We start from the raw sequence: 14354 nt of genomic DNA, 5'->3' as shown, positions 1-14354 counted from the left end.
TTAAGTGTGGGCGAAGATGGGGCGAGCGGACTGCCGGAAGGCGGCGGAGCGGGAAGGGGCCGGGAGTGAGCACGGACCGGAGCGGTGCGGGCGATCCCGTCCGCACGTTGGAACTGCTGTGGCGCGAGCCGGGGCAGGGGGCGCCCAGCGGGCGGCGCGGGCCCCGGCAGGGGCTGACCGTCGACGCCGTCGTCGACGGCGCGATCGCGCTGGCCGACGAGGCGGGGCTGGAGGGCCGGTCGGGGCTGGCCGCGCTGACCATGCGGGCACTGGCCCAGCGGCTGGGGGTCACCCCCATGACCCTCTACGTCTACGTCCCCGGCAAGGCCGAGCTGCTCGACCTGATGCTGGACGCCGCGTACCTCGCCATGGACCGCCGCGGCGAGCCGGACCCCGACGGGTCCTGGCGGGAGCAGGTCACCCGGGTCGCCGAGGACAACCGCGCGCTGTTCCTGCGGCACCCGTGGATCGCCGAACTGTCCGTCACCCGCCCCCCGCTGGGCCCCGGGGTGATCGGCAAGTACGAGTACGAGCTCGCGGCCTTCGAGGGCATCGGCCTCACCGACGTGGAGATGGACGCCGCCCTGACCCACCTCCTCGGCTTCGTCCACGCGCAGGCCCTGGCCGCCGCCGACACCGCCGCGCACAACGCCCGCCAGAGCGACCAGGAGTGGTGGGAGCTGAGCGCCCCGCTGCTGGAGCGGGCCATGGACCCGCAGCGCTACCCCCTCGCCGGACGGGTCGGCAGCGCGGTCGGCGGGTACAGCCCCGAGACCGTGTGGGACTTCGGCCTGCGCTGCGTCCTCGACGGGATCGCTCGGCTGCTGGAGCGCGGCTGACCGGGCCGTCCGGCCCGGTCCCGTCCGGCCCGGTCCCGGAGGCGCGCTCTACCGGTACCCGGTGGGGTCCGCCGGGAGGTCCGGGTCCTGCACCTCGACCATGTACCGCCAGGCGTCCGGCCGGCTGCCGTCCACGTCAGTGAAGCCGTAGACCCCGGCGAGCTGCCCGCTGGAGAGCGACTGCCCGTTCCAGCGGGACAGTTCCGGGTCGGCGGCCAGGGCCGCGACCGCCCGGCCCACGTAGAGCGGGGTCTCCGAGATGCCGAAGTGCGGGACCGTCTTCAGCGCGTCCCGCCACGTGGCCTCGGTGACGCCGAAGGCGTCCAGCATCATCTCCGACCGGAGCCAGCCCGGGGTCAGTGCCACGGCCGTCGCTCCGCGCGGGCCCACCTCGTGTCCGAGCGCGAACGCCATGCGCAGCACGGCCGACTTGGCGATGTCGTAGAAGAAGGAGACCCGGTAGCGGCTCGCGTTGTACTCCGCCGTGCCGTCCGTCATCTCCACCACCAGTCCGCCCGGTTCGCGCAGCAGCAGCGGCAGTGCGTAGTGGCTGGTCACCGCGTGGGTCTCCACGGCCAGCCGCAGCAGCCGCAGCCCCTTGTCCAGGTCGTGTTCCCAGACCGTGCTCTCCCACTCGAAGAGCCGCTCGCCGCCCCAGATGTCGTTCACCAGCACGTCGAGCCGGCCCTGCTCGGCGTCGATCCGCCCGACCAGCGCCTCGACCTGTTCGGGCACCAAGTGGTCGGCTACCACCGGGATTCCGCGTCCGCCCGCCGCCGTGACCAGCTCGGCCGTCTCCTCGATCGTCTCCGGCCGGTCGTACTCCGAGCGCCTGCCCCGGGTACTGCGCCCGCTCACGTACACCGTCGCGCCCGCGGCCCCCAGCGCGACCGCGATGCCCCGGCCCGCTCCGCGGGTCGCCCCGGCCACCAGGGCCACCTTGCCTTCGAGAGTTCGCTCTGCCTCCGCCATGAACGCGACCCTACGACGCCCGCACGCGACGGGGACGGTGCGGCGCGCTTGCGGATCCGTGAGACCGCGCCCGCGGATCCGTGAGACGGGGCGGGCGCGGCCTTGAACAACCGGCCCCCGAGGCCGCACTGTTGGCCCAGGTCCGTTCGTATTGTCAGGAGACAGGTTTGTCCACCGACCCCGCCGCGCAGGCGTCCGAGCCGACGCCCTCGTCCACGCTCCCGTCCCCGACCCCGTACGTCATCGACCCCGCCGGCGGCTGCCCGCACGCCCTCAACGCCCGGCTGCGGGCGCAGGGCGCCGTCGCCGAGGTGGTGCTCCCCGGCGGCGTTCCCGGCGCGGTGGTCCTCGGCCACGAGGCGCTGAAGGAGTTCATCGCCCACCCCGATGTGGCCAAGGCCGCCCGGCACTTCCCGGCCCTGCACGACGGCACCATCCCCGCGGACTGGCCGCTGCGCGTCTTCGCCAACGCCCAGGGCATGCACACCGCCGACGACGCCGACCACCGCCGGCTGCGCTCCCTGGTGGGCAACGCCTTCACCGTCCGGCAGGTGGAGCGGCTGCGCCCCCGCATCGAGGAACTGACGGCCGGGCTGCTGACCGACCTGGAGCGGGCGGCGGAGGCCTCCCCGGACGGGGTGGCGGACCTGCGCACGCACGTCGCGCTGCCGCTCCCGATGAGCGTGATCTGCGAGCTCCTCGGAGTGGACCCCGAACACCGGGGGCGGCTGCACGCGTTGTCCAACACCGTCATCGTCGCCACCGACACGCCCCCGGCCGAGGTCATGGCGGCCCTGCGCGAGCTCGTCGAGCTGATCGGCGCCATCGCCGCCATCCGCCGGGCCGATCCGGGCGAGGACCTGACGAGCGCCCTGATCGCCGCCCGCGACGGCGACGGCGACCGGCTCAGCGAGGCCGAACTCACCGGCACCATGCGGCTGATGCTCGTCGCGGGCCACGAGACCACCCTCAACCTGATCAGCAACGCGGTACGCGCCCTGTGCACCCACCGCGACCAGCTCGCGCTGGTCCTGGAGGGCAAGGCCACCTGGTCGGACGTGGTCGACGAGACCCTGCGCTTCGACGCCCCGGTCAGCTGGTTCCCGTTCCGCTACCCGACCCGCGACCTGACCATCGAGGGGACCGTGATCCCGCAGGGCACCCCGGTCCTCGCCGGCTACTCGGCGGCCGGCCGCGACGAGGCCTTCCACGGCCCGGACGCCGACCGCTTCGACCTGACCCGCCCCACCGCGGCCCGCAACCTCGCCTTCGGACACGGCGCCCACTACTGCGTCGGGGCCCCGCTCGCCCGGCTGGAGGCCACCATCGCCCTGGAAGCCCTCTTCACCCGCTTCCCGGAGCTGGACCTGGCCGTCCCCGAAGCCGAACTCCCGCACCAGCGCAGCTTCATAGGCAACAGCGTCGAGTCCCTGCCGGTCCGCCTACGGGGCCTCGGCGGGCGGTGAGATCTCCGTGCTCAGCCACCCCAGAGCGTCGGGGTACATGGCGATCCAGGTCTGGAAGTTGTGCCCGCCCTGAGGGCGGACCAGGGTCTTGACCCGGATACCGGAATCCTGAGCCGCCTTGGCGAAGTCGGCCAGCTGCTGCGGCGGGCTGTCCTTGTCCTGCGCCGAGGTGGCCAGGAACAGCCCGACGTCGGTGTTCTTGTCGCGCTTCGCCTGAGTGACCAGCCACATCGGGCTGTTGCGCTCGCGCAGCACCGGATCGGACAGCACGTCCGGGTCGCCCGTCAGCGGATCCGGGTCCAGGGCCGCGCCGGCCCGGAACGTCTTCGGGTACTGGAGCGGCAGCTTGGCCGCGCAGAAGGCCCCGGTGGAAATGCCCATCAGCCCCCAGCCCTTGGGCTCGGGGAGCGTGCGGAAGTTCTTGGCGACCAGGTCCGGGACGTCCTCCGCGAGCCAGCTCGCCACCTTGCGCTTCGGGGTGTCCGTGCAGTCGGTGTTCACGCCTCCGGGGTACAGGTCGGGGATCACCAGGATGAACGGGTGCGCCGCGCCGAGCTGGACGAGCTGCTCCAGCGCGCCGGGCATGTCGCCGATGTCGAGCCAGGAGCGGGGCGAGCCCGGATAGCCGTGCAGCAGCATCAGCACGGGGAACCGGGTCTTCTCCGCGCCGGGGGCGTCGTACTCCGGGGGAGTCCACACGATCACCTGGCCGGCGAGCTTCGAGTGGGAGCCGCGGAAGTACGTGGTGCGGGTGCCGTCGCCGCCGAGGGTGAACTTGGCCCGTCCGAGCGGCGGCCCGGTCATGGCGGAGTCGTTCTGCCCGGCCTCGGTGCCCAGCAGGTCGTCCCACGAGGAGTAGAGGCCGTAGCTCCCGTTGATCCAGGTGGCCACCACGCAGATGGCCGTGAGCTGGCACAGGCCGATCATCAGCAGCCGGGCGGGCCAGCGCACCCAGCCGGGGCCGGGGATCCGGTTCCACAGGAGCAGCGCGGCGAGCATCGCGAGCCCGGTGACGACGATCAGCGTGATGAGGAACGACGTACTGGTCAGCTCCACTGCGCCGGCTCCTGACGTGCGACGGAATGATGGAGAATTCCGGACATTACGTCAAATCTACGATGCGCACCGCCCGGGGGAGGGCGGTGCGCATCGTGTCGGGGCCGGTGGTGCCGGACGGGGCGCCGGTCCCGGTTCGGGGCGGAGTCGGTGCCGGTACCGGTACCGGTGCCGGTAGCGGTGACGGATGGCGCCGGTCCCGGTCCGGTCTCAGATGAGGAAGCGGTACCGGCGGACCAGCGCGGTCCGGCGCCAGGCGCGGCCGAGCCCGAAGTGGTTGCCCGCGGCGGTCGTGGCCACCACGGCTCCGGCCACGGCGAGGATCCAGTGGTCGTCGGTGAGGGGGTTGGTCGCGGGCAGCATCGTGACGAGCCACATGAAGCCCATCATCATCGCGCAGGACACGGCGGCGATCCGGGTGCCGATGCCGAGCAGGAACGCCAGACCGATGCCGAGCAGGCCCGTCATGAAGATCAGGTCAAGCCAGCCGGCTCCGGCTACCGAGTCGAAGGTGTGCGCGAAGGGGCCCTTCGTCCCGTGCAGCAGGAACCCTTCGGTCGGCGAGCCGCCGTTGATGACGGACTTGGCCGACGGGGTGCTGAATCCGAGCCCGAACAGCTTGTCCAGGAAGGGCCAGATGAAGGTCCAGGCGACCAGCACGCGCAGGGCGGCGAGGGCGATGCGGGCCGGCAGCGCGGGTGTGGGACCGCTCTCACTTCCGGGTGCCTCCGCGGCCGGGCCGGGGGCGGTGATCTTGCGGGAAGGGGTGAGCAGAGTGGCCATGACGTGCACCTTTGTCCGTTGCCAGGATCTTGTGAATGCATTCACAATCTACGATCTTCATCCAGCGTGAACGTGCGGCGAAGATCCCGAGCCGGGGGGTCGTGAGACCCCACAGGTCAGGACCTTGGTCCTGGGGTAGATTCACCGCCTGTTCACCTGCACGGTTCCGGGGCTTTCGGGCGATCTGGTGCCGTATGAGGCATGATCGACGGGGATATGCGGAAACCGCAGAAAACGCAGAACGCGCAGAAGATCCAAAAGGCGCAGAGCGCCCAGAAGGCGCAGAGCGCGCAGAAGGCGGCGAGCCGCCGGATGCGTTCCGCGGTGCGCACCAGGATGCCGTCGGCGGCTCCGGTGCGCGCGGGCTATCAGGTCAAGCTGCTGGTCGACCCCGACCGGGTGCTCGACGCCGACGGCCTGCCCACGGCGGCCGCGGCCGCGGCGCTGTCCCTCGGTGCGCCCGGCCGCTTCGAGGTCGCCCAGTACATGGACGACGCGGGGCGCAGCCTGAACGGGCAGGGGTGGATCGTCCGCATCCGGCGCCACGACGACGAGAACCGGATCCGCCTGGCCTACAAGGCCCGCTTCGACATCGAGGGCGACGGCACGGACCCGGCCGAGGTGCGGCGGGTGATGGACCGGGCCTCCGTGCACAACTTCTGCGCGGAAGGCGGCAATTACTCCGTCCAGGTCAACCTCAGTCACACCCGCGCCACCCTCGACTTCACCAACAAGAAGTGCCGGCCGGTCCCCGGCCTCGCGCCCGGCGAACTGCCCGGGCTCGACGCCTCCCGCGCCCTCGTGCTGGACCGGCTCCCCGGAAAACTCGCCAAGTGGGCTGCGAAACCTGCCGGTTGGGCGGAGTCGGTCACCGCTTCATCCCGACTCCACGGTCCCGTAAGACAGGCCAACTACCCTGGCCGGATGCTCGATCACGCGATGGAGACGCAAGTCAGCCGGCTGCGGACCGCCTCCGGCGAGCTGGCCTGGTTCGCCGAGATCACCGCCAAGGGACGCACCCTGCGCGACGCCGTCGAGCTGCGCTCCGACCTGATGGGCAAGCTCCGCGCCGAGGGCTGGCTGCTGGAGCGGGACGCCTTCAAGACCGACCTCATCCTCGGCCGGTGAACACCTCCCGGGCCGCGCCGGCGACCGCGCCGATACGCCTGGCCCACCTGGCCGACCTGCACATAGGCTCCGCCCTGCGCGGACTGGCGGACTACCCCGGGGCGCCCGCGATGGACCGGCGCGAAGCCCCGTACGAGGCCCTGCGCGCGGCCGTGCGCCGCATCGTCGAGGGCGGCTACCGCGGGGTGCTCATCGCCGGGGACGTCTTCGACCGCCGCCACTGCGACGCCCGGGCGCTGGCCGCCTGCCAGGACGCGCTCGGCGCCTTCCACGAGGCCGGCCTGCGCACGGTCGTGGTCTCCGGCAACCACGACGCCGAGACCCCGCTGCCGCACAAACTGCACCTCCCGCCCTCGGTGCGCTGGCTCGGCGCCGACGCTCCCGAGTCGGTGCCCTGGCCCGAGCTCGGCGTCACCGTCCACGGCCAGTCGGTGGGGGAGCCCGACGAACGCCGCGACCTCGCGGCCGGCTTCCCGCGCGCGACCCCCGGCGCCGTCAACATAGGGCTGCTGCACACCAGCCTGCACGGCGCCTGGAGCCGCCGGATCTGCGCACCGGCCGACCCGCGGACGCTGGCCCGCGCCGGGTACGACTACTGGGCCCTGGGCCACGTCCACCACCGGCTGGTCCCCGGCGCCGGCCCCTTCGCCGCCTACCCGGGCAACACGCACGCCCGCGGCCCCGCGGAGGCGGGCGGGCGCGGTTTCATGGAGCTGCTGATCGAGGGCCCCGACCGGGGCCCGGGCAGCGGCCGGCGGATCGGGATCCTCCCGGTGGACACGGCACCCGTGCGCTACGAGACGCTCCACCTCCCGTACACGGAGACCGCCGAGGCCGAGCTGAAGGACCGTTTCGCCTCGGTCCCGGAGCCCTCGGACGGCGGCGCGATCATATGGACCCTCAGCGCCGCCACCCCGCCCGCCCTGCTCCACGAGGCCCGCGCCCTGGCCGGCCCGGCCGCCATGGTCTGCCCGGCCGAGGGACCGGCAGCCGGGGGTGCGGCCCCCTCCTGCTGACCGGGCAGGGCACAACGGCTCGAAATACGGGACCAAAGCCCGCGCAGCCCCCCAAAAGGCATTGTTAGGGTCGCCTTACTCCATTCGAACGCAAAGTGGTCGGCCGCTGCCTGCCCGAGCAAAGGGACAGGTGAGGCATGCGTGGACACCGCCGCGCCCAAGACGCGGCCATCGCGGATCCCCCGATGAGCAGGCCCACCCCCGCCGCCACCCCCGCCGCGGGCGACGCTCCCGCCGCCGGCGCCAGCCGCCCCGGGCACCGGACGACGCTCCTGCGGTCGCTGGGCCTCGTCGCCCTGGCGGCCCTGCTCCTCGCCGTGGTCTGGGCGAGCCTGATGACCGGCTCCGGACGCGTCGCGGCCGCCGACCTGCTGCCCGCGCTCCTCCACCCCGACCGGACGGACAAGGCCCAGCTGATCCTGCTGGAAGTCAGGATTCCGCGTACGGCCGCCGGGCTCCTCGCCGGGGCCGCCCTCGGCCTGGCCGGCACGGTCATGCAGGGCATCGCGCGCAACCCCCTGGCCGACCCGGGCATCCTCGGCGTCAACGCGGGTGCCTCCGCGGCCGTCGTCTTCGCCCTCAGCGTCCTGGGCATGACGGACCCCGCCCACTACATCTGGTTCGGGTTCCTCGGGGCCCTCGTCGCCTCCCTCCTCGTCTTCACCATCGGCTCCATGGGCCGTGACGGAGCCACCCCCGTCAAGCTGACCCTGGCCGGCGCCGCGACCGGCGCCGCCCTGCTGTCGCTGACCACGTCCATGCTGCTCACCGACTCCAAGTCCTTCGACCAGTACCGGTTCTGGCAGGTCGGCTCGCTGACCGGACGCGACCCCGCCGTCCTGTGGCAGGCCCTGCCGTTCATCGCCGTCGGCGCCCTCATCGCGCTGGCCCTCGGATCGCGGCTGAACGCCCTCGCCCTCGGCGACGACATCGCCCGGGCCCTCGGCCAGCGCGTCGGCCCGACCCGGGCGCTGTGCGCGGTGGTCGTGGTCCTGCTCTGCGGAGCGGCCACCGTCGTCGCCGGCCCCATCGCCTTCCTCGGCCTCGTCGTCCCGCACGCCGTGCGGCTGTGCACCGGCCCCGACCACCGCTGGATCCTCCCCTACAGCGCCCTCGCGGCTCCGGTGCTGCTGCTGGTGGCCGACATCGCCGGCCGCCTGATCGCCCGGCCCGGCGAGGTCCAGGCCGGCATCGTGACGGCCGCGATCGGCGCCGTCCCCTTCGTCCTGCTGGTCCGCCGACGCAAGGCGGCCGGGCTGTGACCGCCTCCCCGACCCTCCCTACGGACACCCCCGCGCCCCGCACCGACCCCGCTTCGCGGGCCGGGGCCGCCGCCACGCTGCGTACGCTCCGCCGGGCGCGGCGCACCCGCGGCCGCACCGTCACGCTCGCGCTGACGGCCGCCGTCATCGCCGTGTTCTGCGCGGCCCTCTGCGTGGGCGACCTCGCCGTACCGCTGCGCGAGGTCATCGCCGCCCTCACGGGTACGGCCGACCCCGGGGCCCACTTCATCGTGGTCGAACTGCGCCTGCCGCGGGTGCTGCTCGGTCTCCTCGTGGGCGCCGCGTTCGGCCTGTCCGGAGCCCTCTTCCAAGCCCTGCTGCGCAACCCCCTCGCCAGCCCCGACGTCATCGGGATCAGCCAGGGCGCGAGCGCGGCGGCCGTCCTGGCCTCCCTCGGGTTCGCGCTCAGCGGTATCGCACTGTCGGCGGCCGCGCTGGCCGGAGCCCTGCTCAGCGCCGCCCTCATCCACGCCCTCGCCCGCCGCGGGCACGTCTCCGGGGCACGCTTCGTCCTCGTCGGAGTCGGCATCGGGGCCGCCCTGTCGAGCATCACCTCCTACCTGCTGACCAGCTCCCAGGTGACCGCTGCCCAGAACGCCTTCCTCTGGCTCACGGGGAGCCTGAACGGAAGCTCCCTGGCGCAGCTGTGGCCGCTCCTCGGGGCCCTCCTCGTGCTGCTGCCGCTCACCGCCGTGGCCGCCCGGGACCTGGAAGCGCTCCGCCTCGGCGAGGACACCGCCGCCGGCCTCGGCACCCCGGTGGCCCGCTCGCGCCTGGCCCTGCTGGGCTGCGCGGTGGCCCTCGCGGGCGTCGCCACGGCCGCCGCGGGTCCCGTGGCGTTCGTCGCCTTCGTCTCCGCCCCGATCGCCCGCAGGCTCGCCCCGGCCTCCGGTGCGGCCCTGGTCCCGGCCGCGCTCACCGGAGCGCTGCTGGTGGCCGTCGCCGATTTCGCCGCGCAGCACCTGCTCTGGTCGAGCCAGTTCCCCGTCGGCGTCGTCACCAGCCTCATCGGGGCCCCGTACCTGCTGTGGCTGCTGGCCCGCGCCAACAGGACGGGGCGCCTCGGATGACCCGTACGGCCCCCACGCCGCCGCCCGCCACCCCTCACGACAGGGACGGCACGGACGGCACGGACGACAAGGAAACAGACATGCCCTGCGGCGGACCCACCCTGGGAACGCGTGACGTCCGCCTCGGCTACGACGGCCGCGAGATCGTCCACGGCCTCACGCTCGACATCCCGCCGGGCCGGATCACGATGATCGTCGGCCCCAATGCCTGCGGGAAGTCCACGCTGCTGCGCTCGATGGCCCGGCTGCTGCCCCCGCTCTCCGGGAGCGTCCTGCTCGACGGCCGGGACATCCACTCCCTGGCCACGCGCGAGGTCGCCGCGCGCCTCGGCATCCTGCCCCAGACCCCCGTCGCCCCCGACGGGATCACCGTGGCCGACCTCGTCGGCCGCGGCCGCTACCCGCACCAGGGCTGGTTCCGGCGGTGGACCTCAGAGGACGACACGGCCGTCGCCGACGCCCTGCTGGCCACCGACGTGCTCGAACTCGCCGACCGCTCCGTCGACGAGCTCTCCGGCGGCCAGCGCCAGCGCGTCTGGATCGCCATGGCCCTCGCCCAGCGCACCGAGATCCTCCTGCTCGACGAGCCCACCACCTACCTCGACGTGAGCCACCAGCTCGACGTCCTCGACCTCCTCGTCGACCTCAACCAGGACCACGGCACCACCATCGCCGTCGTCCTCCACGACCTGAACCTCGCCTGCCGCTACGCGGACCACATCGTCGCGCTGCGCGACGGCCGGGTCATCGCCGAGGGCCCACCCGCCGAAGTGGTCACGGAGGAACTGGTGACCCGCGCCTTCGGCATGAGCTGCACGCTCGTCCCCGACCCGGTCTCCGGCACCCCGCTGATCGTTCCCATCGGCCGCCACCGCACCGGCCTGACCAGCCCCTGACCCGCCCCTGAGCTGTCCTTCGGCGGCCTCCCGTCCTCGCACGACCCGCACCGCACGACCCCCCTCTCACGATCCGAACGAGGTTGAACCCCGTATGACCCGCACCGCCGCGCCCCGAACCCGCCGTACGAAGACCGCGATCGCACTCGCCGCCGCGATGGCCCTGGCCACCACCCTCGGTGCGTGCTCCGCCGGCTCCAAGGACGACAAGGCCGCCGGTCCGGCGGCCGGCGGCGCCGGGTTCCCCGCCAAGGTCGCCACCAAGTTCGGCGAGATCACCGTCGACAAGAAGCCGCAGCGGGTCGTCGCCCTCGGGTGGGGCGACGCCGAGACCGCGCTGGCCCTGGGCGTACAGCCCGTCGGTGCCAGCGACTGGCTCGCCTTCGGCGGCGACGGCACCGGCCCCTGGGCCAAGGGCCTCTACACCAAGAGCCCCGAGAAGATCGGCACCATGGAGCCCGAGTACGAGAAGATCGCGGCCCTCAAGCCCGACCTGATCCTCGACACCAAGTCCAGCGGCGACCAGAAGCGTTACGACACCCTCAGCAAGATCGCCCCGACCATCGGGGTCCCGAAGGGCGGTGACCAGTACCTGACCAACTGGGAGACCCAGACCGGGATGGTCGCCGACGCGCTCGGCCTGCACGACAAGGGCAAGGAGCTGGTCGACGGCGTCGAGGCGAAGTTCAAGACCGCCGTGGCGCAGCACCCCGAGTTCCAGGGCAAGACCGTCACCGCCGGCTCCCTCACGAGCGTCGGCTACGGGGCCTACGTCCACGGCAGCGGCCGCGTCGACTTCCTGGAACGCCTCGGCTTCAAGAACAACCCGAAGGTCGACGCCAAGGCGGGCGGCTCCTTCTTCACCGAGATCTCCCGCGAGGAGCTGGACCTGCTCGACGCCGACCTCATGATCATGGTCCCGATCGGCGTGCCCGCGGCCAAGGCCAAGGACGACGCACTCTTCAAGGAGATCCCCGTGGTCAAGGCGGGCCACGACCTCGTCTTCGAGCCCGAGTCGACCCTGAGCTCGGCCTTCGCGACCGACTCCGTCCTCTCCGTCTCGTACGCCCTCGACCAGGTCGTTCCCGAGATCGCCAAGGCCCTGAAGTAGCACCGGGCAGCAGAACCGACCCGCTGGGGAGCCCCGCATGTCCACGGCCACCGTCCGACCCGCCTGGGGCTCCCTGAGCCCGGAGGTACGGGCCCACGTCGAACGGGAACTGGGCGCCGAAGTCGCCCGGGCCCGGTCGTGCGGGGACGGGTTCAGCCCCGGTCTGGCGTCCCGGCTCCTGCTGGCCGACGGGCGCAGGGTGTTCCTCAAGGGAATCCACGCCGCGCACCCCTGGGCCCCCCGGTACGCGGACGAGATCGCCGTCACCACCGCCCTGCCCGCCGGCATCGGACCCCGGGTGTGGTGGACCGCCGCGCCCGAGGAATCCGGCGGCTGGTGGTGGCTGTGCCTGGAGGACGTACCGGGCACCCATCCGGTCCTCGCCCCGGGGGCCGCCGGGACCGAGCGGGCGGTGGCCGCCGTCGAGACGGCCCTGCGCCGGCTCACCCCGTCACCCGTGGGCGGGACCCGGCCGGCCGTGCGCGTCGTGGGACCGTGGCTGACCGGCTGGTCCGCGCTGCGCACGGCCCCGCCCGCCGGCCTGGACCCCTGGGCCCGCCGCCGTCTGGACCGGCTCGCGGCCATCGAGCGGGACTGGTGGCCCGCCTCCCACGGCGACACGCTGCTCCACTGGGACCTGCACACCGCCAACATGCTCCACCGCCCCGCGGACGGGCGCGTCGCGGACGGGAGCGCCGGGGGCGAGGTCGTGCTCGTCGACTGGTCCTACCGGCTCCACGGGGCGGCCTGGATCGACGCCGCCGTACTGGTTCCCCAGCTGATCCTCGGCGGGCACACCCCGGCCCAGGCCGAGCAGGCGACCGCCCGTCTGCCACGGCCCGCGGACCCCGCGGTGCTGACCGGGTTCGCCGCGGGCCTGGCGGGACTCTGGACCGCGTGCTCACACCGGCCGCCGCCCGCCGCGGACCCGTCCCTGCGCGCCCACCACGCCCGGACGGCAGACGCCACGCTCAGCTGGCTCCGGCACCGCACGGGCTGGTCCTGAGTCGGGTCCTGAGTCGGGTCCTGAGCCGGGCCCGGGCCCGGCCGTCTGCAACGGCCCGCAATGGCCCGCAACGGCCTTCAGTCCCGGACCCGGACGGTCACCGTGTGCCGGCCCGTGGCCCCGTCGGGGAGGGTTCCGGCGCGTTCCCCCGTCTGTACCGCGCCCGTGCGGTCCGTGGCGCGGACCTCCAGGGTGTGCCCGCCGGGAGCCGCCTCCCATAGCCACACCCACTGGCGCCAGGTGTCGTCCCCGTCCGCCACCCCGAGCCGGGCCTCCCGCCACGGGCCCGCGTCCACCCGTACCTCGACCCGCGCGATGCCCCGGTGCTGCGCCCACGCCACCCCGGCGACCGCCACCCGGCCCGCCGCGACCTCGGCGGAGGCGCGCGGGGTGTCGATGCGCGACTGGGTCTTGACGGTGGCCTGCTGCGCCCAGGACCTGCGCACCCAGTAGGCGTCGTACGCGGCGAAGGTGGTCAGCCGCAGCTCGCGCAGCCACTTGCACGCGGAGACGTACCCGTACAGCCCCGGGACGATCATCCGGACGGGGAAACCGTGCCGGAAGGGGAGCGGCTCGCCGTTCATCCCCACCGCCAGCAGCGCCTCCCGGCCGTCCATCACGGCCTCGACGGGGGTGCCGAGGGTCATCCCGTCCACCGAGCGCGCCACGAGCTGGTCGGCCCGGCCGCCCTGCGAGGGCGGCCGCACCCCCGCCTCGCGGAGCAGATCGGCGAGGCGCACGCCCAGCCAGCGGGCAGTGCCCGCGTACGGGCCGCCGACCTCGTTCGACACGCAGGTGAGGGTGGCGTCGTGCTCGACCAGGGGCCGGGCGAGCAGCTCCGGCAGGCCGAGGGTGAGGGGCCTGGAGACCCCCTCCCCGTGCACGGTCAGCCGCCAGGTGTCCGCGTCCACGCGCGGGACGACCAGCGCCGTGTCCACCCGGTAGAACGCCTGGTTCGGGGTGATGAAGCGGCCGGCCCCGGGGATCCGCAGATCCGATCCGGCCGGTACGGGCGGGGCCGGCACGGCGGGCCGCGGAAGGACGAGCCCGGCCCGCGAGGCCGTGGCTCCCGCGTCCCCGAAGGCGCCGAGCCGCCGCCCGGCGTACCCGGCTCCGGCCGAGAGGGCCAGGGTGGCGAGGGCGAGGCGGCCGAATCCGCGCCGGTCCATGACTCCGGGCGGGCCCGCTCCGGAGGGCTGCGGACGGGGTTGTGGACGGGGTCGTGGGATGGCTCTGACCAGCAGGTACAGCACTCCGGCGGCGGCGCACCCGGCCGCCAGCGAGGGCAGTGCGTCCTGCCAGGCGGCCTCCGGCCGGCCGAGCGCGGCCGTCGCGCCGAGCGCGCCGAAGGCGGCCGCGAGGGCGGTGCCCGCGGCCGGGCGGCGTACGGCGAGCAGCCCGGCCGCGATCGCCACGGCGGCCAGCACGGCGCCGATGCCCAGGGTCAGCACCAGTTTGTCGTCCGTACCGAACCGGCGGACCGCCCACTCCTTGACGGCGGCCGGGGTCGCGTCGACCACGGCCCCGCCGACCGCGGTGAGCGGGGCCGCCTCGGGCCGGACGGCCGCCGCGGCCAGCCGGGCCACGGCGAGCCCGGCGAAGGCGGCGAGCAGTCCGCTGACGGCGCCGAGCGCGTACCGGCCGCCGGGCCTTCCCGGACCGGCCCTTCCGGCTCTCGTACGGATGCTGCGGATCATGCGGAGTCACCGTCCGCCCCGCTCGGTGGGA

The 14354-nt window shown here is 73.9% G+C and carries 13 protein-coding genes; 9 read left to right on the top strand and 4 right to left on the bottom strand.

Features of this window, described 5'->3' with window-relative positions; genetic code table 11:
- The first annotated feature begins 65 nt into the window (after positions 1 to 65).
- Entirely contained in the window at positions 66 to 839 is a 774-nt protein-coding gene (locus ACFWNV_RS09960; protein ID WP_383943279.1) for a TetR/AcrR family transcriptional regulator C-terminal domain-containing protein, read from the top strand.
- 48 nt (positions 840 to 887) lie between these two features.
- On the opposite strand, the gene ACFWNV_RS09955 is transcribed toward ACFWNV_RS09960, so the two are convergent.
- Positions 888 to 1811, bottom strand: coding sequence for an SDR family oxidoreductase (locus ACFWNV_RS09955; protein WP_383943276.1), 924 nt, complete (start codon positions 1809 to 1811; stop codon positions 888 to 890).
- Positions 1812 to 1978: 167 nt separating this feature from the next.
- On the opposite strand from ACFWNV_RS09955, the gene ACFWNV_RS09950 reads away from it, so the two are divergent.
- Complete coding sequence (locus ACFWNV_RS09950; RefSeq protein ID WP_383943273.1) at positions 1979 to 3277, top strand: cytochrome P450; 1299 nt, start codon at positions 1979 to 1981, stop codon at positions 3275 to 3277.
- Here ACFWNV_RS09950 and ACFWNV_RS09945 read toward each other — a convergent pair.
- A complete protein-coding gene (locus ACFWNV_RS09945) occupies positions 3254 to 4333 on the bottom strand; it encodes an alpha/beta hydrolase (protein WP_383943271.1) in 1080 nt (359 codons plus the stop codon). The genes ACFWNV_RS09950 and ACFWNV_RS09945 overlap by 24 nt on opposite strands.
- 210 nt (positions 4334 to 4543) lie before the next feature.
- A complete protein-coding gene (locus ACFWNV_RS09940) occupies positions 4544 to 5116 on the bottom strand; it encodes a DoxX family membrane protein (protein ID WP_383943268.1) in 573 nt (190 codons plus the stop codon).
- A gap of 201 nt (positions 5117 to 5317) precedes the next feature.
- Here ACFWNV_RS09940 and ACFWNV_RS09935 point away from each other — a divergent pair, with 201 nt between their 5' ends.
- The 7 genes from ACFWNV_RS09935 to ACFWNV_RS09905 all read left to right on the top strand — a co-directional run bounded on the left by ACFWNV_RS09935 (position 5318) and on the right by ACFWNV_RS09905 (position 12626).
- Complete coding sequence (locus ACFWNV_RS09935) at positions 5318 to 6244, top strand: hypothetical protein (protein ID WP_383943265.1); 927 nt, start codon at positions 5318 to 5320, stop codon at positions 6242 to 6244.
- Positions 6241 to 7260 carry an exonuclease SbcCD subunit D gene (locus tag ACFWNV_RS09930; RefSeq protein WP_383943262.1) on the top strand — a complete coding sequence of 340 codons (1020 nt, stop codon included), beginning with the start codon at positions 6241 to 6243 and terminating at the stop codon, positions 7258 to 7260. The genes ACFWNV_RS09935 and ACFWNV_RS09930 overlap by 4 nt, the downstream gene beginning before the upstream one ends.
- A 185-nt stretch (positions 7261 to 7445) precedes the next feature.
- Positions 7446 to 8522, top strand: coding sequence for a FecCD family ABC transporter permease (locus ACFWNV_RS09925; RefSeq protein ID WP_383943259.1), 1077 nt, complete (start codon positions 7446 to 7448; stop codon positions 8520 to 8522).
- Positions 8519 to 9613 (top strand): FecCD family ABC transporter permease, encoded by a 1095-nt coding sequence (locus ACFWNV_RS09920; RefSeq protein WP_383943256.1) that lies wholly within the window; start codon positions 8519 to 8521, stop codon positions 9611 to 9613. The genes ACFWNV_RS09925 and ACFWNV_RS09920 overlap by 4 nt, the downstream gene beginning before the upstream one ends.
- Positions 9614 to 9693: 80 nt before the next feature.
- Positions 9694 to 10509 carry an ABC transporter ATP-binding protein gene (locus ACFWNV_RS09915; protein WP_383943406.1) on the top strand — a complete coding sequence of 272 codons (816 nt, stop codon included), beginning with the start codon at positions 9694 to 9696 and terminating at the stop codon, positions 10507 to 10509.
- Positions 10510 to 10603: 94 nt separating this feature from the next.
- The gene (locus tag ACFWNV_RS09910; protein ID WP_383943253.1) at positions 10604 to 11620 is read left to right on the top strand and encodes an iron-siderophore ABC transporter substrate-binding protein; all 1017 of its coding nucleotides are present in this window, start codon (positions 10604 to 10606) and stop codon (positions 11618 to 11620) included.
- Positions 11621 to 11657: 37 nt separating this feature from the next.
- Complete coding sequence (locus ACFWNV_RS09905; RefSeq protein ID WP_383943250.1) at positions 11658 to 12626, top strand: phosphotransferase; 969 nt, start codon at positions 11658 to 11660, stop codon at positions 12624 to 12626.
- A gap of 77 nt (positions 12627 to 12703) precedes the next feature.
- On the opposite strand, the gene ACFWNV_RS09900 is transcribed toward ACFWNV_RS09905, so the two are convergent.
- Positions 12704 to 14323 carry a molybdopterin-dependent oxidoreductase gene (locus ACFWNV_RS09900; protein ID WP_383943248.1) on the bottom strand — a complete coding sequence of 540 codons (1620 nt, stop codon included), beginning with the start codon at positions 14321 to 14323 and terminating at the stop codon, positions 12704 to 12706.
- Between the last annotated feature and the right edge of the window lie 31 nt (positions 14324 to 14354).

Origin of the sequence: Streptomyces sp. NPDC058401 (assembly GCF_042722885.1) — a bacterium.
GTDB lineage: Bacteria > Actinomycetota > Actinomycetes > Streptomycetales > Streptomycetaceae > Streptomyces.
This window is presented reverse-complemented; position numbering and strand designations above follow the sequence as displayed.